This is a genomic window from Streptomyces sp. NPDC091287 (assembly GCF_044768525.1).
Taxonomy (GTDB): Bacteria; Actinomycetota; Actinomycetes; order Streptomycetales; family Streptomycetaceae; genus Streptomyces.
The window spans coordinates 43,860-66,693 of record NZ_JBIVUV010000011.1; the positions used below are offsets into that span (position 1 = coordinate 43,860).

The 22,834-nt window shown below is 71.5% G+C and carries 9 protein-coding genes and 2 pseudogenes; 6 read left to right on the plus strand and 5 right to left on the minus strand.

Going from position 1 to position 22,834, the window contains the following annotated elements; translation table 11 throughout:
* Positions 1–7: 7 nt before the first annotated feature.
* Complete coding sequence (locus tag ACIQRW_RS19755; RefSeq protein WP_403762312.1) at positions 8–2,116, minus strand: TPM domain-containing protein; 2,109 nt, start codon at positions 2,114–2,116, stop codon at positions 8–10.
* A 410-nt stretch (positions 2,117–2,526) separates the two neighbouring features.
* On the opposite strand from ACIQRW_RS19755, the gene ACIQRW_RS19760 reads away from it, so the two are divergent.
* The 5 genes and pseudogenes from ACIQRW_RS19760 to ACIQRW_RS19780 all read left to right on the plus strand — a co-directional run bounded on the left by ACIQRW_RS19760 (position 2,527) and on the right by ACIQRW_RS19780 (position 18,324).
* A complete protein-coding gene (locus tag ACIQRW_RS19760) occupies positions 2,527–4,131 on the plus strand; it encodes a glycosyltransferase (protein WP_403761814.1) in 1,605 nt (534 codons plus the stop codon).
* 8 nt (positions 4,132–4,139) lie between these two features.
* Positions 4,140–5,654 carry a DUF6056 family protein gene (locus ACIQRW_RS19765; RefSeq protein WP_403761816.1) on the plus strand — a complete coding sequence of 505 codons (1,515 nt, stop codon included), beginning with the start codon at positions 4,140–4,142 and terminating at the stop codon, positions 5,652–5,654.
* Between the two features lie 109 nt (positions 5,655–5,763).
* Positions 5,764–16,375: pseudogene (locus tag ACIQRW_RS19770) on the plus strand (LamG-like jellyroll fold domain-containing protein).
* Entirely contained in the window at positions 16,372–17,013 is a 642-nt protein-coding gene (locus ACIQRW_RS19775) for an SMI1/KNR4 family protein (RefSeq protein ID WP_403761819.1), read from the plus strand. The pseudogene ACIQRW_RS19770 and the gene ACIQRW_RS19775 overlap by 4 nt, the downstream one beginning before the upstream one ends.
* A gap of 627 nt (positions 17,014–17,640) precedes the next feature.
* Positions 17,641–18,324 (plus strand): DUF4232 domain-containing protein, encoded by a 684-nt coding sequence (locus ACIQRW_RS19780; protein WP_403761821.1) that lies wholly within the window; start codon positions 17,641–17,643, stop codon positions 18,322–18,324.
* A 36-nt stretch (positions 18,325–18,360) separates the two neighbouring features.
* Here ACIQRW_RS19780 and ACIQRW_RS19785 read toward each other — a convergent pair whose 3' ends face one another.
* From ACIQRW_RS19785 to ACIQRW_RS19800, 4 genes are all read right to left on the minus strand, one after another.
* Entirely contained in the window at positions 18,361–19,341 is a 981-nt protein-coding gene (locus ACIQRW_RS19785) for a glycoside hydrolase family 6 protein (RefSeq protein WP_403761823.1), read from the minus strand.
* Positions 19,342–19,582: 241 nt separating this feature from the next.
* Positions 19,583–19,873, minus strand: a complete 291-nt coding sequence (locus tag ACIQRW_RS19790; RefSeq protein WP_403761825.1) for a hypothetical protein — start codon at positions 19,871–19,873, stop codon at positions 19,583–19,585.
* Positions 19,874–20,103: 230 nt separating this feature from the next.
* Positions 20,104–20,886, minus strand: a complete 783-nt coding sequence (locus ACIQRW_RS19795; RefSeq protein ID WP_403761827.1) for a D-Ala-D-Ala carboxypeptidase family metallohydrolase — start codon at positions 20,884–20,886, stop codon at positions 20,104–20,106.
* A gap of 244 nt (positions 20,887–21,130) precedes the next feature.
* The gene (locus tag ACIQRW_RS19800) at positions 21,131–22,348 is read right to left on the minus strand and encodes an IS110 family transposase (protein ID WP_403761830.1); all 1,218 of its coding nucleotides are present in this window, start codon (positions 22,346–22,348) and stop codon (positions 21,131–21,133) included.
* Between the two features lie 279 nt (positions 22,349–22,627).
* Here ACIQRW_RS19800 and ACIQRW_RS19805 point away from each other — a divergent pair.
* Positions 22,628–22,821: pseudogene (locus ACIQRW_RS19805) on the plus strand (MepB family protein); the annotation flags it as partial.
* Positions 22,822–22,834 lie beyond the last annotated feature (13 nt).

A 22,834-nucleotide genomic window follows, 5' to 3' on the forward strand; every position in this document is an offset into this window, starting at 1 on the left:
CCGGTCGTCAGAAGCGGCCGCCACCGCCCCGGCGGCCCCGTGTTCCGCCCCCTCCGAAGCTGCCCGGCCCGCCCCCGAAACCGCCGGACCGGCCGCCGCCGAACCCTCCGCCGAAGCCGCCGCCCAGGCCCCCGCCCCGGCCGCCGCCCCCGAACAGCCCGCCGAGGATGATGCCGCCGAGTACCGCCCCGCCCATGCCGCCGCCTCCGCCCCGCACGGAGCCGGGCCCCTGCATGGAGCCGAAGCCGCGGACGTCCTGCTCGGCCAGGCTCATCGCCTGCCCGGCCAGCGCGTCCGCCTGCCGCACCTCGGCCAGCGCCCCCTGGGCGTCCGTGGCCGACAGCTCCCGCGCCCGCTCCCACCGCCGCTGCGCCTCCGCGAGCCGGGTACGGGCCTGGCTGCCGACCGCGCCCCGGTGGGTCGTGATGTAGTCGGCCGCCGCCCCGATCGCGGACCGCGCGGTGAGCATCGCCTGATCGAGGAGGGAGCGGGCCTTCGCCTCGCCCCGCTCCTGGTCCCGGGCTCCCGCCAGCGCCTCGTCCAGGGCCGCGTCCGCCTCCTCCACCCGGCGCAGCGCGTCGATCGGGTCGTACGGTCCCGCGGCCGTCGCGGCCCGGACATCGGTGAGCACGGCCTCGGCGCGGGCGATCCGGCCGCGCAGATCGGCGGTCGACGCGCCCTCGGGGGTCCCCTCCAGCAGCCCGCCCGCGTCCGCGAGGTCGGTCTCCGTCTCGGTCAGCGCGGCGGGCAGCTTCCGCGCGGCCTCGCCCAGCTCCGCCGCCCGCCGGTCCACCGAGTCCAGCAGCGTGCCCGCCTGGCCCACCGCGCCCTCGGCTCCCCGGATGTACACCGCGGCCCGGGAGTTCTCGCCGCCCTCGACCGCCGTACGGGCCTGCTCCACGGCCGAGGCCGCGAAGACGAGCCGGTCCTTCGCCTGCTCGACATCGGCCGCCACGGGTGCGGCGGCGCCCTCCCCGTACCGCTCGCGCAGCCCGGCGACGCCCGACTCGGCCGCCGCGACCCGCCCGGCGAGGTCGCGGTGCGTGGCGTCCACGGTGGCCAGGGCCTCCGGAGCGGTACGTTCCAGGGCGCGCAGCCGGTCGAAGTCCTCGGCGACGGTGTCCAGGCCCTCGTTCGCGGTCGCGCACCGCCGCAGGATCTCCTCCAGCATCCGGCGGCGGGTCGCGTCGTCCTCGGGGAAGGCGTCGTCGAGCTGCTGGCGCAACCGGAACGATCGCGTCAGCTCGTCCTTCGCCCGCGCGACCGCCTCGGTGAACGGCTTCGCCGCCTCCTCGCCGAACTGGGCGGTGGCGAAGCCGAGTTCCTCCTCGCTGGTGCGCACCGCGTCGTCGGTGTCCACCAGCACCTCCTTGGCCTGCCCGTCCAGCTCCGGCAGCGGCGTCGGCGGCTCCGGCGCACCGCCCGCCCCCGCGCCCCGCCCCCAGCCGGCGGCCGCCGGGGTGGTGCGGGTCGTCGTGCGCCGTTTGCGCCGGGCGTACGCGTAGGCGCCGACCGCGCCCACGCCCACCACGACGGCCACCGGAAGGATGAAGTCGCGGGCGCCGGTGGAGTCGGAGCCGCCCGTTCCCGGGTCGGCGGGCCCCGGGGTGATGGCGGGGGCGGTCACCGGGCGCCCGGCCAGTACGGAGCCGTAGCCGTCGGCCGCGCCGATCGCGGCCCCCGCCCAGTCGTTCTCCCGCAGCGCGGGTTCGATCGCGGTGCCCGCCACGTCCCGCAGCTGTTCGTCGGTGAGCGGGGAGCCGGCGTCGACGGAGTAGGCGTACTGCCGGTCGTGGGTGGCGACGGAGAGCAGCACGTCGTCCTGGCCCAGGCCGTTGCGGTTGGCGGTCTCGTCGCTCCACGTCTGTCCGGACCGGCCGGAGAAATCACGTACGTACACCACGAAGAGCTGGATGCGCTCGTCGGCGTACAACCGGTCGAGTGCGTCCTCCACCCGCCCCGTCCGGTCGCCCAGCGCCCCCACCCGGTCGGTGATCTGCCCGTCCCGGGACAGCTCGACGGGGTCGTCGGCGCGGGCGGTCGCGGCGGCGGGGAGCACGAGCCAGCACACGGCGGACAGCACGGCGAGGAGGCCGGTGAGAGGCCCGGCGAGCAGGCCGGTGAGGGGCGGTCCGGCGGGAGACCTGGAGGACGGCCCGGCGAGAGACCCGGTGGGAGGCCCGGCGAGGAACCCGGTGGACCGGCCGGGAAGCCGGGCCCGGCCCGGAAGCCGGACGCTGCCGGGGGCGGTGCTCCGGATCCGTGGCAGTCGAGGAGATATCACCTTTGCGAGGTTATGTGCGCTTTTTCGCCCCCGCGACCCGGCGTTCTGCCGACCCGCGTCGGCTGTTCGCATGAAAGGGCGCGGGAAAGAGACACCCCCGCGCGTGTACGGAGAGACGGAGGCCGCCGCCCGTCGTCAGATGGGGCGGACGTGGCGCGTTCCGGAGCCCGGTGCCGGAGGCCGACGGTGCCGCGCCGGTGAGGCCCGGCACCCACGAGGGGCCCGAAGTCCGGAGGTGGCGTGTGACTGGCCTTCAGCTGTCGGTCGTCGTGCCGTGTTTCGACGAGGCCGAAGTGATCGAGGCCTTCCACGCCGCCCTGATCGGCGTCCTGGGACCCCTCGGGGACAGCTTCGAGATCTGTTACGTGGACGACGGCAGCCGGGACCGCACCCGCCTCCTGCTGAGCGCCCTCGCCGCGCGCGACCCACGGGTCCACTACACCGCCTTCAGCCGCAACTTCGGCAAGGAGGCCGCCATGCTCGCCGGCCTCCGCATGTCGCGGGGAGCGGCTGTGGTGATCATGGACGCCGACCTCCAGCACCCGCCCGAGCTGATCCCCCGCATGCTGGAACTGCACCGGCACGGCTACGACCAGGTCATCCCGCGCCGCGACCGCGCGGGCGAGGGCATGCTCCGCAGCACCCTCAGCCACACCTACTACGCGCTCGTCCGCCGCTGCATGGACGTGGAGCTCATCGACGGGTCGGGGGACTTCCGGCTGCTGTCCCGGCGGGCGGTGGAGAGCGTCCTGTCCCTTCCCGAGAGCAACCGCTTCTCCAAGGGGATCTTCTCCTGGATCGGCTTCGACACGGTCACCTTCCGCTACCGCAACAGCGAGCGGGTGGCGGGCCGGTCGAAATGGGGCAGCAGACGGCTGCTGAACTACGGCATCGACGGACTGCTCTCCTTCAACAACCGTCCGCTCCGCCTCGCGATCTACACCGGCTTCTGGGTCTTCGTCTCGGCCCTGGTCTACGCCCTGTGGACGGTCGTGGGCGTCGTCCTGCACGGCGCGGACACCCCCGGTTACGCCACCCTCCTCACCGCCGTCGTCGCCCTCAGCGGCATCCAGCTGGTGACGCTCGGGGTCATCGGCGAGTACGTGGGCCGCATCTACCACGAGGCGAAGCACCGCCCGCCCTACGTCGTGCGGGAGACCGACGCGACGCGGCGGGCCCTGCCGGACAGCCCGCCGCCGCGCCCGCAACTCACCGGAGGCCCGGGCGGGCACGCCGCCACCACCGCCCCCGCCGCGGCGACCGGAGCCCCCGCCCCCGCCGCGGCGACCGGAGCCCCCGCCCCCGCCGCGGCGACCGGAGCCCCCGCCCCCGCGGCGGCGACCGGAGCCCCCGCCCCGGACGCCGCGACCGGCACCCCCGGCCGGTCCCGTACCGTCCGCCAGTTCGGCAGCTTCATCCTCATCGGCTGCGTGAACACCGCCGTCTACCTCGGGGTCTACGCCTCGCTGAACCGCTGGATCCCCTACCTGACGGCCCATGTCATCGGCTACGCGGTCAGCATCGTGTGCTCGTTCCTGCTCAACTCCTACGTCACCTGCCGGACGAGACCGACCTGGCACGCGTTCGTCCGCTACCCCCTCTCCAGTCTGGTCAACCTGGTGGCGTCCGGAGCGCTGCTCTACGGGGCGGTGAGCGGTCTAGGGATGGACAAGAACCTCGCCGCGCTGGCGGCGGGCGTCCTCGTCACCCCGGTCTCGTTCCTGCTGGCCCGATGGGCGATCACCTCGGGCCAGCACAAGGCCGCCACGGCGGTGCCGCAGGCCGAACCGCTGCCCGGCCGTCCGGCGCCCGAACCGCTGCCCACCCGCTCGTCCCAGGAGAGGTGACGTCCGCGATGTCCGACGACGTTCCCGTGACCGCCGCCCCGGAGAGACCGCGCAGGGGCGAGGAGACGTCGGACCCGACCGGGCGCCCCTCGGACCGCTCCTGGACCGCTCTCTGGGTGAGCGCCCTCGCGCTCCCACCCCTCGCCCTGCTCGCCGCCGCGTCCTGGTTCGGGCGGTGGGTGAGGCCCGGCGCGGACGACTGGTGCTTCCTGCCCGCCGTACGGGACGACGGCATCACCGGCCTCGTGGGGAAGTTCTACTTCGACGACAACGGGCGGGTCGCCAACGCCCTCATGGTCGGCGCGTACGCGAGGTTCCAGGTCGCGGGGCACCAGTGGTTCCCCCTGGTCAGCGGGGTTCTGGTGCTCGCGGTCCTCTGGGCGGTGGCCGTCCTGGCCCTGCGCCGGGCCCGGCTGCGCACCCCGCGCGGGCTGCCGCTCCTGCTCGCGGCCCTGACCACCGCGCTCTTCCTGTTCGTCACGCCGAACACGTACAAGACGTTCTACTGGCCCGCCGCGTCGGTCTCGCACACCCTGCCGCCCGTCCTGGCCTGCGCCGCCCTGATCCCGTTCCTGCTCGCCCGCTCCCGCCGGGGGCGGACGGTCGCGCTCGCCGTCGCCGCGCTCATGGGCGCCTTCCTCGCCACGCTGTCCGAGGAGACGGCGATCGTCGTCGTGACGGTGCTCCTGGCCGCGCTCCTCCTGTCCGGCCGCGTCGTCCCCGCCCTCGAACGGGGGTTCGTCCGGCGCTGGTGTGCGGCGGGAATCGCCGGGACGGCGGCCGGGGCGCTCGTCCTCATCACCTCACCCGGCTCCACGCGCCGAAGGGAGCGGTTCGGAGCGGAGACCACCTCCCTGCTCGCCCCCGACTCCCTCACCGCGTCGCTGCGCGCGTTCGCCGAGATCGCCGTCACCGTGGCCACGACCTGGCAGTACGCCGGGGCGGTCGCGGTAGGCGTACTGCTGGGGCTGCTGTGCCGACGGGCGGACGGGACACCGCCCCGCCCGCCCGCGCACAGCCCCCTGCTCGCCGCCGCCGGAGTGCTCGCGCTTCTCGTCTCCGGCTACCTCTGCACGGTCATCGCCTATCCGGTGTTCGGCGACCGGGTGAGCGACCCGAGCGCCAACCGGCTGTGGAACGACTACCTCCTGCTGTACGTGGTCCTGCTCGTCGGCGCGGGCGCCCTGCTGGGCCTGACCCTCCGTCGGCACACCCGCCGCACCGCCCCGGCGAAGGCGGTGTGCGCCGCGCTCTGCGTCCTGGTCTGCGTCGGCCCGGCCGTGGCGCTGGGCAACCTGGACACCGCGATGCGGGCCCGGGCCGAGAAGTGGGACGCCCAGGACCGCCGGCTCCGCGAGGGGGCGGAGGCCGGGAGGCGGGTCCTGCCGTACGAGCGCCTGGTGATCAGCAACATGCTGGAGCCGTTCAGCCAGGGCGGGCGTTCGTACTGGCCCGGCGGCTGCGTCGCCGACCTCTACGGGCTCGACCGGGTCACGGACGGGGTCGAGGGACGCAGCTCCTAGAAAATGTCCAATGATCACATGATCGTCACGGAAAACTCGTAGATCTTGTTCAAGCGGAACCCCTTCTCATAGAACTCTCATGTTCTGTTGATCTGCGGGGGAGTTCTCGGTGCGTGCGTTGCGTCCGGTCGTTTTCGCTGTTGCTCTGGTGCTGACGGGGCTGGTGGGAACGGAGCACGCCGCAGTCGCGTTCGACCGCACGGATGCTGTGCGCGTCCCCACAGGGGAAGCCCCTGACCAGGAATGGGGATCGGCCGACGGGCGCAGTCACCGGGCCTCCACCGACGCCACCGACGCCACGGTGCGCGGCGGGCGTGGCGAGCCCGTGGCCGCACCGGGTGAACTTCCGCTCGACGGAGGTTCGACCGAGCGGCGGCCGCAGGAGCGCGAAATGGTGCTGCCCGACCCGGGGCCGGTGGTGGAAGTGGACCCGCCCGACCCGGTGGCCCCCGCCGGATTCGATGCGGAACGCAGTGTCGAGGTGGAGGACGCGCGCAAGGAGCGCGAGTCCACCTTCCGCAACGAGGACGGGACCTACACCACCCGCTTCTACAACGAGCCGGTCAACTTCCGTACGGAAAGCGGAAGCTGGCAGAAGGCCGACTCCTCCCTCGTGCGTGCCGAGGACGCCGGTCCACGCACCATGAGCGGGAGTGACGAGGGCCCGGGCTGGCAGACCAGGTCCGCCGAGGCGCCGCTGACGTTCGCCCCGGACGCGGCAGCCGGCCCCGTGGTGCGGATGGAGCTGGGCGACCGGCTGTCGGTGGGCTACGGCGTCGAGGACGCCCAGCCGTCCGGCGGGCGGGTGTCCGGCAGCGTCATCACGTATCCCGACGTGCACGAGGCTTCTGACCTGGAGTTCGTCGCCGGAAGCGGATCGCTCAAGGAGACGATGATCCTGCGGAGCAAGGACGCGCCGTCGCGTTGGCGTTTCCCGCTCCACGTCCAGGGACTCACCGCGAGCATCGCGGACCACGGCGGGGTGTCGTTCACCGACGCCCAGGGCGTCGAACAGGCGTGGATGCCCGCGGGCTGGATGGAGGACTCCCGGCGCGAGGACAACTCCGGTCAGGGAGAGATCTCCTCAGGGGTGCGGTTCAGCCTCGTGGAGGAGGCCGGCGGGCAGGTCCTGGTGGTCGACCTGGACGAGGAGTGGCTCCACGCGCCCGACCGGGTGTTCCCGGTCCGGGTGGACCCCTCGCTGAAGTCCGTCGCGGCGACCTCCGGTACGTACGTCCAGTCCCCGTACAACCAGAACTTCTCCAGTGACACGGTCCTCAAGACCGGAACCTACGACGGCGGCGGGCACAAGGCGGCCGCGTTCCTGCGCTTCTCCGGCCTGGAGACCACGCTCAAGAACGCCTGGGTGGTCAACGCCGGGCTGGCCCTCTACAACACGTACTCCTACTCCTGCACCGCCCGCCCGGTGACGGTCCACCCCATCACCTCGAACTGGGCCGAGTCGACCACGACCAAGTACCCCGGTCCGTCCACGGGTTCGGCGCTCGCCTCCAAGAGCTTCGCGCACGGCTGGCGGCCCGCGGGCCAGACCGCCTACCCCTGCGGCGGCGCCAAGTGGGAATCGATCAAGCTGGGTTCGGCCGGACGCAAGCTGGTGGACGACTGGACGCACGGCCGGAAGAAGAACTACGGACTGGCCGTGAAGGCGTCGACGTCCGACTCCAAGGGCTGGAAGCAGTTCGGATCGGACGACTACCCCAACGGAAAGCCCAGCCTGGACGTCACCTGGACGCCGTACGGGGCGACCTACGGACTCGGGGACTTCACCGCTCCCGTCACCGCCACCACCCAGGGCTCGATGAAGATCACGCTCACCAACCGGGGGCAGGCGACCTGGCCCAAGGGCGGCGACTACAAACTGCGCTACAACCTGTACAACGCCGCGGGCACCGAGATCACCGACAGCGCGAAGATCGCGTACACGGAGATGCCGAGCGCGGTAGCGCCCGGGGCGAGCGTCACGGTGGACGCCAAGATCGCTCCGCTGGCCCCCGCCTCGTACACCATCGAGTGGACCATGACCGACCTCGGCGTCAGCCGCTTCACCTCGGCGGGTGTGCCCGGGGCGTCGGTCAAGATATCCGCGGTCAACATACCCCCGAACCTGACGGCGACCTCCCCTCCGAGCGGTACGCCCGTCGACTCCCTCACCCCGGCGCTCTGGGCGAACGGCAGTGACGCGGACCGCTACCCGAAGTCGGCGCTCCAGTACACCTTCGAGGTGTGCGAGATCGAAGGGAGTAACAGCCGCAAGAATTGCAAGAAGGGAACGCGGAGCGCCAACCAGCGGTGGACGGTACCGGCCGGCTGGCTGTCCTGGGGCAGGACGTACGCCTGGTACGCCTACGTGTACGACGGCAGCGCGACGTCCGCCCTGCCGGGGGCGTCACTCGTCACGACGGCCGTCCCGCAGCCCGCGGTGACCAGCCACCTCGGCGGCGCCGACGGGACCGGTGAGATCGGCGCACGGTCGGGCAACTACGTGACGGCCGCCACCGACGCCGCCGTGTCGACCGTCGGCCCCGAACTCTCCGTCACGCGTACCTACAACTCCCTGGACCCGCGCAGGACCAACGCCTTCGGCATCGGCTGGGCGACCCGCTGGGACATGCGGCTGGTCCAGGAACCCGCCGCCGGCACCGTCCTGATCACGCACGCCGACGGCTCGCAGGCACGCTTCGGCCGCAACCCCGACGGCACACTCGCCGGGCCGTCGGGCAGCACCACCGACCTCGTCGCCGACGCGTCCGGCTGGCTTCTGCGCCAGCGCACGGGAACGACCCTGCGGTTCGACACCACGGGCCTGCTGACGTCGGTCACCGACGGTGCGGGCCGGGCCCAGACCCTCACCTACTCCGGCACCGGCGCCAGCCGCACCCTGAGCAAGGTCACGGACCAGCTCTCGGGCCGCTCCCTCTCCTTCACCTGGACCGGCGGCCGGATCGGCTCGGTGACCACCAGCCCGGTGGGCGCCGGGAAGCCGGGGCTCGCCTGGACCTACGGCTACACGGGCGACCGGCTGACCAAGGTGTGCCCGCCCACCTCGACGTCGCGCTGCACCGTCTACACCTATGAGGACGGATCGCTCTACCACTCCATGGTGCTCGACGCGAGCCCCGAGTCCTACTGGGCCCTCGGCGAGACGGACGGGTCCATCGCGCGCAGCAGCGCTCCCTCCCGCTCCGGCCTCAACGACGCCCTCTACCAGGACGTCACCCTGGGGGCCGGGCCCGCGATCGCGGGAACGAGTGACTCCGCGGCATCGTTCGACGGCCAGGACTCGGTCGTCGAACTCCCCGAACAGGCGCTGGAGTCGTCCGACATCCTGACGGTGGAGCTCTGGTTCAGGACCACCTCGTCCGGTGTGCTCGCGACCCTCCAGGACGCCGGGGCGGGATCGCAGCCCAACCGGTACAGCCCCTTCCTCAACGTCGACGGCGCGGGCAAGCTGCGCGGCCAGTTCTACACCGTGGAGCACGGGGGCACGAAGCCGATCGTCTCCACGAACACCGTGACCGACAACGCCTGGCACCACGCCGTGCTGACCAGCCAGGGCACAACGCAGACGCTCTACCTCGACGGCGCCAAGGTCGGCAGCCTCGCCGGAACCGTGAGCATGCGCGACAACCAGACCGCCCTGCTCGGCGCGGGCTGGGGCAACGAGGGCTGGATGGGCGTGGCCGCGGGCACGCACCGCCTGAACGGCTCCCTGGACGAAGTCGCCGTCTACGGACACCCGCTGGACGCGGCCACCGTCAAGGACCACTTCGCGGCCCGGGCGCATCACCGAGGTGACGCTCCCCTCCGGCAGGGCCCATGCCGCCGCCGTCTACGACACGGCCACCGGACGGCTGACCGAGCACACCGACAAGAACGGCGGGACGTGGAAGGTGTCGGCTCCCGAGTTCTCCGCCGGATCCGTCTCGTACGCCGACGAGGTGCGCGCCTTCGCCCCCGAGGGCTACTGGCGGCTCGGCGAGGCCACCGGCTCCAAGGCGGTGAGCACGGTGGGCGACGGGTCCGAAGGCTCGTACGGAGACGGTGTCTCCCTGGGCTCCGCAGGGGTCTTCGCCGACGGCGACGACACCGCCGTCACCTTCGACGGCGGAGTCGACTCCTACGTCCAACTGCCGAACGACCTGCCCACCAGCCCGAACACCCCCACCATCGAGATGTGGTTCAGGACCGCCAAGTCCGGCGTCCTGCTCGGGCTGCAGAACGCCGAGCTGGGCGAGACCCCGACCTCGTGGCGGCCGGTGCTGAACATCGACACCGCCGGGAAGCTGCGGGGCGAGTGGTACCTGGCCGGGAACCCGGGCGCGGACCCGATCACCTCGACCACATCGGTGACCGACAACCAGTGGCACCACGTCGTGCTCACCGGAGCCGTCGACCAGCAGTCCCTCTACCTGGACGGTGAGCTGGTCGGCTCGAAGGCCGGCGTGATCTCCGACCAGGGCCGGCCCTACGCCTACCTCGGCGCCGGCCATGCCAGCTCCGGCTGGATGGGCGTACCGAGCGGCACCTACCACTTCACCGGTCAGATGGACGAGGTCGCGCTGTACGAGCACACCATGAGCGCGGCGACGGTGAGGAAGCACTTCGCCGCCCGTTCCGCCCTGATCGCCGGCGACGGCACGCACTACCGGGGGCAGATCGTCGGGGACGCGCCGACGGCGTACTGGCCGCTGGACGAGGGCAAGGGCGCGACCACCGCCGTCAGCAGGGTCACGGCCGCCGGGGGCAACGGCACCTACACGGGCGCGGCCCCCGGGGCCACCGGCATCTTCGGCGTCGGTGACGGCCAGGCGGTGCAGCTCTCCGGGAACGGCGCGGTCTCGGTGCCCGGCAACCTGCTCGCCGGAACCACCGACCTCACCGCCGAACTGTGGTTCAACACGACGAAGCCCGGTGTGCTGCTCGGCTTCCAGAACGCCAAGCTGGGTGACGTACCGACCTCCTGGCGCCCCGCGCTCAACATCGACGAGGCCGGGAAACTGCGGGGCGAGTGGTATCTGACGGGCAGCCCGGGAGCAAACCCGATCACCTCCACCTCATCGGTCACCGATGGCGAGTGGCACCACGTCGTGCTCACCGGAGCGCGCACCACGCAGTCCCTGTACCTGGACGGCGTGCTCGTGGGCACTCTGGCCGGCACGATCACCGACCAGGCCCTGGCCTACTCCTATCTCGGCGGCGGCTACGCCAGCTCCGGCTGGATGGGCGTCCCGAGCGGCACCTACCGGTTCACCGGCCGCATCGACGAAGCGGCCCTGTACCGCAAGGCGTTGACGGCGGACCAGGTCGCGGACCACTACCAGGCGCGTCAGCGCTCGGGACTCTCCTCGCTGGCCGCCACGATCAGCGTGACCGACCCCCTCCAGAACACCGTGCGCACCTCGTACGACGCGCTCAAGGGCATGCGGCCCACCGCCGTCACCGACTCCGACGGAGCCACGACCACCTACCGCTACGACACCGGCGGGTTCCGGCACACCGTGACCGACCCCAACGGCCACGCGACCATCACCGGCCACGACGAGCGTGGCAACACCGTCGCCCGCACGGTGTGTCGTGACGCCGACTCCTGCTGGACCACCTACACCGACCACCACCTCAACCCGGACGACGCCCTCGACCCGCGCAACGACAAGCCCGTCGCGGTACGCGACGCACGCTCCAGCGGCCCCGACGACAACCGTTACCGGACGACCCTGACCTACACCGCGCTCGGTCTGCCCAGCACCACGACGCTCGCCGACGCGCGCGGCAGCACCACCACCTACACCACCGGAACCGAACCGGCCGTCGGCGGCGGGACCACCCCGGCGGGGCTGGTCGCCCGGAAGACCACCCCCGGTGGCGCGGTCACGTCCCACCAGTACTTCGCCACCGGAAGCCTCGCGCGCATCGTCTCGCCGTCGGGTCTGACGACCGAGTTCACCTACGACGGTCTGGGCCGGAAGGTCGCGGAGAAGCAGATATCCGACGCCTTCCCCGACGGGGTCACCACCACGTTCGCCCACGACGAGATGTCGCGGACCGTCTCCGAGTCCGGTGTCGGCGTGAAGAACGAACTCACCGGCCGCACCCACACCGCGGAGATCGCCAGGACCTACGACCCGGACGGAAACCTGCTCAGCGAGTCCGTGAAGGACACCTCCGGCGGTGACGCCCCGCGGACCACCGGCTACCACTACGACCTCCACGGCCGGAACGACACCGTCACCGACGCGGAGGGCAACATCACGACGTCCACCCACGACGCCCTGGGACGGGTGACCGGCACGACCGACCCCGTGGGCACCCGCCACACCTACGCCTACACACCGCAGGGCCGCCACGCGGAGACCGTCCTGAAGGACTGGACGGGTGCGCCCGGCGACGAGGCCCGGGACCTGGTCCTGCTCTCCAACGCCTACGACCCGGCGGGCCGCCTGGCCTCCTCGACGGACGCCATGGGCGCCACCACGGCCTTCACCTACTTCGACGACGGCCTCCCGGCGACGAGCACGGCCCGCCAGGTCACCCGGGCCGACGGCAGCAGACGCGACATCACCCTGGAGGCCAACGGCTACGACGGCGCGGGCCATCTGACGCGCCAGGTCACCGGCGGCGGCCGAACCACGGTGAACCACACCGTGGACGCCACGGGACGGACCACCCGCACCGTTCTCGACCCGGACGACCTCAACCGGATCACGGACATCGAGTACGACGACGACGACCGGGTCACCAAGGAGAGCAGCCCCGTCGACGCGACCGGCAAGCGGCTGTCCAGGACCGCCGCGTACGACGACGCCGGCAACGTCGTCCGCGAGGAGCTCAGCGACGGCACGTCCACGCACATCACCACCGGCAGCTACGACCAGCGGGGGCTCGCCCGCACCACCGTCACACCGCGCGGCAACGCCGACGGCGCCGACCCCGCCGCATACACCACCACCTACCGGCACGACGCGCTCGGTCGGCTCGTCGAGACCCGCGCGCCCGAGGTCTCCGTCGAGGAGAAGGGCGGGACGGCGACTCCCGCCCGGCCCACCACCCTGACCGGCTACAACACCTTCGGCGAGGCGACCGACAGCCGCGACCCACGCGGAGCCGTCACCCGTACCGCGGTGGACAACCTCGGATCGCCCACCGCCGTCACCCTGCCCGACTACACCCCGCCGGGCGGGACGAAGCTCAGCGCCGTCAGCACGACCACCTACGACGCGCTCGGCAGGCCCGCCACGACGACGGACCCGCTCGGCCGCACCAGCCGCTACGCCTACGACCAGCTGGGCAACCTGATCTCCAGCACCGACCCCGTGGCCGGGACCCTGCCCACCACTCTGGGCCAGGAGCCGTCCGGCCTGACGGGCACCGTCTCCACCGACCTCGACGGCGCCGGCGTCTCCGAGTTCACCTGGACCCCGACCGGCCTCCAGCTCTCCGCGACCGGCCCCACCGGCGCCCGGACCGAAGCCACGTACGACGAACTCGGCCGCCGCGTCACCGACACCACCGTCGAGCGCTACCCGTCCCTCCAGAACCTGACCACCCGCTACGTCTGGGACGACGCGGGCAACCAGACCTCGGCCACCACCCCCGGCGGCCGTACCACCCGCGCCACCTACAACGCGGCGGGAGAGGCCACGACGACGACCAACCCGGGCCAGGGCGTCACCAGGCTCGGCTACGACAGGCTCGGCCGCCAGACGCAGACGATCGACCCGACCGACCGGAGGAGCACCTTCACGTTCGACGCCCTCGGCAACATCACCGCCGCCGCCGATCACGGCACCGGGCAGAGCGCGCTGCGCACGGTGGCTGCGGAGTTCGACGCCGACGGCAACCGGACCGCGGGGATCTCCGCGACCCGGGCCCGCACCACCTACGCCTTCGACGCCCTGGGGCGTATGACCGAACAGGTCGAGCCCGTGAAGGACGGCAGGACCATCACGTCGACGTTCGGTTACGACGCCCAGGGCAACCGGACCCGGCTGACGGACGGCCGTAACAACACCACGACGTACACCTTCAACTCCTGGAACCTGCCCGAATCCACGGTCGAGCCCGCGACCCCCGCCCACCCGGCGCCCGCGGACCGCACCTGGACGACCCGCTACGACAAGGCGGCCCAGGACATCGCCGACCTCCTGCCCGGAGGCGTGGAGCGCCACCGTGCCTACGACGGCCTCGGCCGCCTGGTCGAGGAGACCGGCACGGGCGCGGAGGCCGCCACGAACCGGCGCACCCTCGGCTACGACCTGGCAGGCCGTCTGACGGCGGCGGGCGGCGACCAGCCGTCGGCCGGGAACACCTACACCTACAACGACCGGGGACAGCTGCTCACCGCCGCCGGACCCGGTGGCCAGGTCGGCTACGCCTACGACGCCGACGGCAACATGACCCAGCGGGTGGGAGCCGACGCGTCGTCGTTCTACGGCTACGACGACAGCGGCCTGATCGACTGGGTGTGGGACTCCATCAGCGACAGCGACATCTGGTACGACTTCGACGCCGCGGGCCGGCCGCTGCTGGAGGAGTACGCGGTGAAGCCCGAGGGCTCCACGGAGTACGTGGCCACGGGCCGTCGGGACTACACGTACGACGACCTCGGCCGCCTGGCGAGCGACCGGATCACGAACACGGACAAGTCGTCCGAGAAGGCCGGCATCGCCTACGAGTACAACCTCGACGACCTCCTGACCAAGAAGACGACGAGCGGAACGGCCGGAGCCGGGCAGAACAGCTACCAGTACGACCGCTCCGGCCGGATGACCTCCTGGACCAGCGGCAGCACCACCACGGCCTACGGATGGGACGACGTCGGCAACCGCGTCACCGCGGGCGGCGCCACGGCCTCCTACGACGCACGCAACCGGCTGACCGGCGACGGCGCCAACACCTACGGCTACACCGCCCGCGGCACCCTCGAAACGGTCACCGGTGCCACGGGGGCGCCGCGCGAGCTGACCTTCGACGCCTTCGAACGCAAGGTCCGCGACGGCGGGGCGACCTTCTCGTACGACGCGCTCGACCGCGTCGCCCGGCAGGGCACCACCGCCTTCAGCTACGACGGCGGCTCGAACAACCTGCTCAGCGACGGCACCAGCGTCTACAGCCGTACCCCGCACGGCGCCCTGCTGGCCAGCAAGCAGGGGACCGCCGCCGCGCAGTGGGCCATCACCGACCGCCACACCGACGTGGTCGCGGGCCTCTCACCGGACGGCAGCCAGGTCACCAGCTCCACCGCCTACGACCCCTTCGGCCAGGTCAGCGCCTCCAGCGGCACGACCACGGCCCTCGGCTTCCAGTCGGGGTGGACCGACGAGGCGTCGGGCGAGGTGAACATGGCGTCGCGCTGGTACCAGCCGGGCACCGGCGGCTTCAGCTCCCGCGACACCTGGCAGCTCGACCCGGCCCAGTCGGGTCAGCGGTCGAACCGCTACTCGTACGGCTTCGGCTCCCCGCAGAACGGCACCGACCCGAGCGGCCACATCTTCCCCCTCGTGATCGGCGCGGCCGTCGGCTGGAACGCGCTCGGCTGGGGCATCTTCGGCACGGTCGCCGTGGGAGGCGGGGCCATGGTGCTCGACAAGCACCAGCGTGGTCAGGCCGCCGGCATGAGCAACAGCTACGTCCAGACCAACGTCTTCTCCCACAGCTACGCCCGTTCCATGGCCGACTCGCTCAGAGCCCAGGCCAACCGGTTCAGCAGCACGAAGTCCCGGGGAAGCTCGGCGTCCAAGGGCGGCCGGTCCACCCCGTACCCGAGGTGGAACACGGCTCCGCGCTACGCCCCCCGCTACAACGGTCCGGGCACAGGCGTCGCCCAGGCCGTCCGCGCCCCGGTGCGCCCGCCGCGCCCGCCGATCGACCAGAACGTCAACAACGGCCCCAACCCGAAGCCCGCCGTCAACCGGCCGGCCCCCAAACCCGACTGGGACCCCAGGAACGGCGGCTGGAAGCCGGGCGACGGCTGGGACATGATCGTCGGCGCGCTGGACATGCTGGGGCTGGTCAACCAGGACGGCTACACGCCCCAGGCGGCGGAGCAGTTCGATACCGCGCCGTCCGGTGGCGACGGATCCTCGTCGGATCGTGGACGTGAGGACTGCCGCCGCGGCGGACAGGGCTGGAGCGAATACGGCACCCCGGACGCGGCCAACGGAAACCGGGCCACCACGATGAACGCCTGTCTCGACAGTGCGTGGCTCGCGATGAACCCGGGGACGGAAGTAACGGCCGCGGTGCGGCCGCCCGGTTACACCTGGGCAACGCGTTACGCGGGTCACCTGGGATTGAATCCTCGGAACAACATCAACAATTGTCATCTGCTCGGCAAGGACCTTGGTGGCTCGGGAACGGACCTGAGCAACCTCGCAACGTGCTCGCGTGCGGCGAACTCCTGGGTGGCCAAGGAGAATGGCCGACTGGTGGACAATATGTTCAACCACGAAGCGAAGGTGAAGGAAGCGATCGATGCGGGACAAGTCGTCCGATATTCTGTCGAGCCAGTCTATTCTGGCCCGCGGACGGTGCCGATGGCCTTCCGCATGAAAGCTGACGGAGTGAATCCGGACGGCAGTCAGGGCATCCAGGTGAACAGGGCCATTTCGAACTCTCTGTACAGCAAGAAGTTCAATCAGTGGCGGAACATCGGCATCGTGACGCATCAAGGGGTAGCAGCGCCGACGGCGGGAACGCCATGACGGGAGATTCCCTGGACAGCCCGGTCGACTCCGCGGCGGTGCAAGCGCTCAGCCCGCTTCTCCTCAGCGACTACGCGGTTGGCGAGCAGGTTGAATGGTTGCGGCTGAGCCGCTCATGGGAAACGGGGTTTCCCTCGGACTACGTTGCCTTCATGTCGGCGTACGGAGCCGGCGGGATCAGCGACGCGTTCGAGGTTCTCCGCCCTGATGAGTCCTCCACCGGGGATGCGGACGGCATGGCGGGCGAAACCGCGAACGCGCGTGCGGTATGGCCGCCCGCATCCCTGCCGACGGAGGGTTTCTCATCTCCGAAGAGCCCGGTCATCGCCTGGGGCGTGACCGCCGGCGCTGACGTGGTCTGTTGGCTGACGGGGAACGAGAACCCTGATCGATGGCCCGTCGTCGTGGTGAGTCGGGACGGATTTTCGCGGTGGGCATCCTACGAATGCGGCATGGTGGAGTTTCTGCGCCGTGTCTTTTCGGGAGAGCTGGAGGCCTGTCCGTTCAGCGACGCGACTCTCTGGGGAACCGGTGCGCAAAAGTTCGTGCACTGGAAGGAGGAGCGGCGACTGCTGGAGTCGGGAGTCGACCCGTGGACCGGGGAGCCCGATCCGCTGGCTGGGGTCGGCTTCGATTGAGCAGTGGCCGCTTTCGGAGCCTTGGCCGAACGGTGGGGATGAAGTGACGGGTGGAATCGTGGGACTTGCGCGTGTGCTGACCCCCTTCGGAGGAGGCGCGGGCGACGCAGTGGATTGGTCGGCGGTCGAGTCTGCATACGGCGTGACGTTTCCCGCGGACTACAAAGAGTTCGTGAGCCGATTCGGGAACGGAACCATCGAGGGCCGGATCGCCACGCTGATTCCGGTCCTGACCTCGAATCCGATGGTCAGACGGGTCGGTCCCTTGCGTGACTCCCTGCGTTCCGACCCGGACCGGGACAGATGGGCCGGACCGCGTTCCGAGCTTCACCAACTCGACCGGATCCTCGTGTGGGGGAGACGGACAGTGCCGATGTGCTCGCCCGGATCGTCTCCGGGGTCGACCCCGACGCATGGCCGCTGGCCGGGGTGACCGTTGTGTGCGGGACGAGCGTTCACGCCGTGATCATGTCTTCGGTCTGTGACAGCGCTGTCCTGGAACGGCACACAGGGGCCCCTGCGGTCGTCGGCCCCTCATAGTGATCAAGGAACACCCGGACGGAGGGACTCGCTCCGGTGCCTCGGCCTCGACCACGACCACGCTCACGACCACCTAGGGGATCTCTCATGTTCGGCAACCGTCGCAAGGCCTTCCTCGTCTCCGCGGCCCTCGTGGGCGGCACGCTACTGATGACGGCGTGCCAGGACACGGAGGACGGCGCGGCGTCGAGTCCATCCGCCACCAACGTGCCCGCCGCGGACGTGTCCGGGGCAGACGCGGCCGGGACCGACGCCTCGAAGGGCGCCGACAAGGGTGCGGAGCAGGGCGCCGACAAGGGGTCCGACGCCAAGGGCGGGGGCAGCGCGGAGGGGTCCGGCGCCGACTCCGGCGACGGCACGAAGGTGCCGGTCCAGCAGGCCTGCGGCGCCAACGACATCTCCTGGAGCACCCGGTCCGAGAGCCAGGCCGGCGGCTACATCCTGGTCATGGCGAAGGCCAAGCAGGGGATCACCTGCATCCTGCCGGCCGCGCTCCCGACGGTGGCGTTCGGCTCCGACGGCACCGAGGCGGGCCCCGCCGAGCAGGCGGTCGGCGACGCGGTCACCCTGAGCGGCACCACCACCGCCTACGCCGGGGTGAACCCGAAGACCACCAACACGGACGGCGGCAAGGAGCTGGACTCCATCATCGTCGGCGTCGGCAACGAGGACCCCGACCCGGTCTCCCTGGAGGTCGGCACCATCACGGTCGACAAGCCGGTCGTCACCAACTGGCACACCGCCCCGGCGGACGCCGTTCCCTTCGGCTGAGAGAACCGACGCCGGGCCGGGGCGGCGGATCGGTCCTCAGTACCCGTAGATCATCTTGTACGCGACCTCCGGCAGGAACTGCCCGGCCACGGAGCCGGCGCCGACTCCGCAGTCGCCGTCGGACTCTCCGGGGGTCTTCAGCCACAGCAGCATCTCGGCCCCGCCCCCCGTCTGACTGACCGCCCCCGTCCTGCGTCCGCCGGGGTTGCACCACGCGCCGTCGGAGCCGTTGCCGTTGCGGCTGGTGTCGATGACGTACGGCTTCGTATAGCCGTAGGACGCCGACAGGGACCCGTTGACGGCGTTGCCGTACGCGGAGTTCTCGCCGGTGCCGTAGTAGTTCGAGATGTTCAGCGAGAAGCCGTGCGCCTGCCGGGCTCCCGCGCCGTCGAGGTGCTGCGCCATGGTGGCCGCGCCGATCCAGGCCGGGTTTCCGGCGTCCAGGTAGGTCCAGGTGTTGGGGGCGTGGGCGGCGAACCGGGCGAGCGCGTCCTTGAGCATCCCGTTGCGCTCGTCGATCTGCGCCTGGTTCAGGCAGCTGAAGTCGCCCAGCGAGTCGGGCTCGATGACCACCAGGGCGGGCCGGGAGCCGATGGCCGAGGCGAACGCGGAGATCCAGGTGCGGTACGCGCTCGGGGTGCCCGCGCCGCCGCCGGAGTGCCCGCCGCAGGCGTCGCGGCCGGGGATGTTGTACGCGATCAGGACGGGCAGCTTGTCGGCTGCGTCGGCGGCCCCCACGTAGGAGCCGACCGCCGCCCCGATGTCCCCGCTCCAGGAGCCGAACCACCGGGCCATGGGGCGCGAGGAGATGTTGTCGCGGATGGCGGCGGCCCGCCCGTCTCCGGGGTTCGCCGCGACCCAGACGGCGGGCGTCGAGCCGGGGTCGGTGTAGAACCCGCTGGTCATGCCGATCGGATCGGCGTGCGCGGTGGCGGCGGCGGCCTGCTGCCCGGCGCCGAGGGGAAGCAGCAGACAGGCGAACGCCGATGCGGCGAGCGTGCGCAGGAGTCTTCTCATGCGTGCGGCCCTTCTGTGGGAGCGCTCCCAATCGACGACGGCCGCGGAGGTGAGGTGGGGCGGGAGACGCGTGAATGGGGGGGAAGGTGCGTGGGGCGGTGGGAAGTGCGTACGGCGGACCGGTGGGGCTCGGTCCGCTACTGCCGTCGTCAGACGAGACGGTGACAGCGGGGCACCCCGGTGTCAATGAGTCCGGCAGAGGCTCCCCGGCGCAGGGGCGTTCGGGGAGCCCCGACCGTTCTCAGACGGCGGGCTGGTGGACGCGGGGGATTCCCAGGTCCGGCAGGTCGAGGTGGAAGCCGCGCCCGCGGCCGGTCATGGTGCCGTCGTAGGAGAGGTCGGCCAGGCCGACGCCCAGCTGCCGCAGTTCCTCGACGAGCATGCGGGCGCCCGTCGCGGCGTGCGCGGGTTCGTCCATGGCGTCGGGGAAGCGGCGTTGCCAGACCGAGGGGGAGGAGTCCCAGCCGCTCCGCGCCAGTCGGGCGGGGTCGGCCGCGTCCGGTCGGTGCAGATGGCCGGTTGCTTCGATCACCAGACTCAGATCCTGGCTCCAGCACTGGACGAAGCGCTGGGGATCGTCGGCGGATCCCGTCGTCGAGCCAGCTGCCCCGGGGGATCGTGTTCTCCATCCGGCAGACAGTAGTGGTCCGGCGCCGACGGGGTTGCCCAGGGCCGATGTTGACGGATCGGTTCCGGAAGCTGACCGCCGCCGTCACCCCGCCGGGCGGGCGGGGCGACGGGGAGGGCGCGGACCGCCGGGCGTCAGATGCCGCAGCTGGGCGCGGACCAGAAGCGGCCGCTGCCTCCGGCGACGTGGGTGTGGTCGTTGTGGCCGGGGTAGCCCGGGCCGAGGATCTCGGTGAAGCCGTGGTTGCGCGCCGCCTGGGCGAGGGCGCAGAAGCCCTGGGCGCCCGCGCCGAGGTCCGCCGCGTGCCCGTACATGTGGCGGCTGTTGGCGGCCCCGCCGACGGCGCTGTTGCAGGACACGCTGCGGAAGCCGCCGTTGACGGTGATCGGCCGGTCCCCCATCGCGTGCCGCATGGCCTGGAGCTTCCACATGGTCACCAGGGCGTTGGCGCGTGCCGTGCCGGCGCTGACCTTGCCGCCGGACCAGTCGGAGTTGCAGCGGTTCAGCTCGGCGTACGTGAAGTTGACCGGGGTGCAGTCGTCGTCCTGCAACTGGTAGATCTTGTTGAACGTCTGGGCTCCGGCGATGCCGTCGGCGGCCAGCCCGTACGCGGCCTGGAAGCGCTGCACGGCCGCCTTCGTGGCCGGGCCGAACGCCCCGTCGATGGCGATCTGGTTTCCGGTGCCCGGATAGCCGGCGACCCGGATCTGGAGCTGACGTACGGCTTCGCCGCTGGAGCCTTCCTGAAGAGTGCCGCTCCAGGTGTAACAGGCGTCGGCCGTACCGATGTTACCGGCCGACGCCGAACCGGGGGCCGGGGTCGTGGCCGGGGTCGCGGAGGCGGTCACGGTGCCGCCGAACGCGAGGGCCGCGCCCGCGAGGGTCGAGAGGAGGAATCCGATGGGGCGTGATCGCATGGGGCTGCACCTCATTGTCGTCAAGCTGGCCATGGGGGAATCCGAGCCTCGGGCGCACGGCCGAGACTGTCAAGGTCATGTCAACATGCTGCCAAGGGTCCGGTCTCTCGGCGGGGTGACAGGAGGGGAGTATGACGATAAATCGACCGTGGAGGGCTCCATGGTGACCTGCGGGGGGGGGGTGCCTCTATGTCCTTCGTCAAGGCATCTCTGTCGGGTTTGGGACGGTTGCGGGTTGCTGGGGTCATGCGGCGAGCTCGACATCCTTCGGTGTCCGAGATTCGTAGAAGGTGCCGTCGCGGAGCATGGCGAACAGGACGCTGATGCGTTGGCGGGCGAGGCGGAGGAGGGCTTGGGTGTGGGTCTTGCCGCGGGCGCGTTGCTTGTCGTAGTAGGCGCGGGAAACCGGGTCGGCGTTCATGCAGGCGAAGGCGGAGAGGAACATCGCGCGTTTGAGCTGCCGGTTGCCGCCTCGGGGTGCGTGTTCGCCGTGGATCGAGGTGCCCGACGACTTTGTTGTCGGCGCGAGTCCGGCGTAGGAGGCCAGGTGGGCGGCGCTGGGGAAGCTGGTGCCGTCGCCGACGGTGGTCAGCAGGACAGCGGCGGTCCTGACGCCGACGCCGGGCATCGATGTCAGGACCTGGGAAAGAGGGTGGGCCTCCAGCAGGGCGTTGATCTGGGCTTCCATCGCCCTGCGCTGGGTGTGCACGGCGGTCAGGGAAGCGGCCAGGGAGGGGACGACGATGTCCAGGGTGCCGGTGCCGGGGACGACGACGGTCTGCTCGTCGAGCGCGTCGAAGACCTCGTCGATCAGTCGGGCGGCCATGCGCGGGGCCTTCGGGCGGATCAGTTCCACGAGTCTGCGGCGGCCGGCCTTTCGCAGGGCGGCCGGGGAGCCGTAGCGTTCCAGGAGCCAGGTGACGGCCTGGTGGTCGAGACGCGGTCCCAGGACGCGTTCCAGGGAGGGGTGGAACTGGGTGAGCAGGCCGCGTATCCGGTTGCTGGTGCGGGTGGCCTCGGCGGCGAGGTCCTGGTCGAAGCCGGTCAGCACGGTCAGCTCGGCGGTGATCTCGTCGGTCAGTTCCAGGGAGCGCAGGGTGTGCGGCATCGTCCGCGCGGCGTCGGCGATGACGGCCGCGTCCTTGGCGTCGGTCTTGGCCTCGCCGGGGTAAAGGTCGGCGATCCGTCGCATGGCCAGGCCGGGCAGGTAGGCGACGCGGCAGCCGGCGTCGCGGGCGACGGTCAGCGGCAGGGCGCCGATGGAGGCGGGCTGGTCCACGATGACCAGAACGGTGCCGAACTTCGCGGTCAGCTTGTCGAAGACGGCCCGCAGTTTCGGTTCGCTGTTGGGCAGCGGCTTGTCGAAGACCTTCTTCCCGGGCGGGGTGAGCCCGTGGCCGTGGTGAGCGGACTTGCCGACGTCCAGGCCGAGGAACACGCCCACGTCTTCGATCTCGAACATCGCGCCCTTTCAGGGGTGTTGACGGTACCGGCCTCGGCTCGGGTGTCGTGCTCGCGCATCCACGTTATGCAGACCTGCCGCCCGCGAGCTGTCCGGCATTGCGCCGGACCGGACGGTGGCCGGACCTCTGATCAGCGTCTCCGACGAACACCCCCGGACCCGGTGACACCACCCCCCAGGTCATGCCTTCGACAGGGGGACACAGTCATGCCGAGCCCGGAGGCCAGCGGCTCCGTTGCGGAACCGCGGAAAACATAACGGGGGGGGGCGAGATCCTCGGTGTACGACCCGGGTGGCTTCCCCTGTTCGCAGCCGGTGCCCGAACCGGAGGGCGTCGGCTACGCGGCGCACCGGTTCCGCACCGGTTCACCCTCGCCGGGCGGGCGGTCGCCTTTCGCGTGGCCAGGACCACGCCGGCCAAGGCCGGTCAGTTCGTCACCGTGTGGCAGCGGTCGGCGGAAGGACGGGCACGGGCCAGTCGACGTG

Coding starts and splice junctions, on each gene's coding strand:
- ACIQRW_RS19765 (WP_403761816.1), top strand. CDS start 4,140: ATGTCCGACGACGTTCCCGTGACCGCCGCCCCGGAGAGACCGCGCAGG.
- ACIQRW_RS19775 (WP_403761819.1), top strand. CDS start 16,372: ATGACGGGAGATTCCCTGGACAGCCCGGTCGACTCCGCGGCGGTGCAA.
- ACIQRW_RS19780 (WP_403761821.1), top strand. CDS start 17,641: ATGTTCGGCAACCGTCGCAAGGCCTTCCTCGTCTCCGCGGCCCTCGTG.
- ACIQRW_RS19785 (WP_403761823.1), bottom strand. CDS start 19,341: ATGAGAAGACTCCTGCGCACGCTCGCCGCATCGGCGTTCGCCTGTCTG.
- ACIQRW_RS19795 (WP_403761827.1), bottom strand. CDS start 20,886: ATGCGATCACGCCCCATCGGATTCCTCCTCTCGACCCTCGCGGGCGCG.
- ACIQRW_RS19800 (WP_403761830.1), bottom strand. CDS start 22,348: ATGTTCGAGATCGAAGACGTGGGCGTGTTCCTCGGCCTGGACGTCGGC.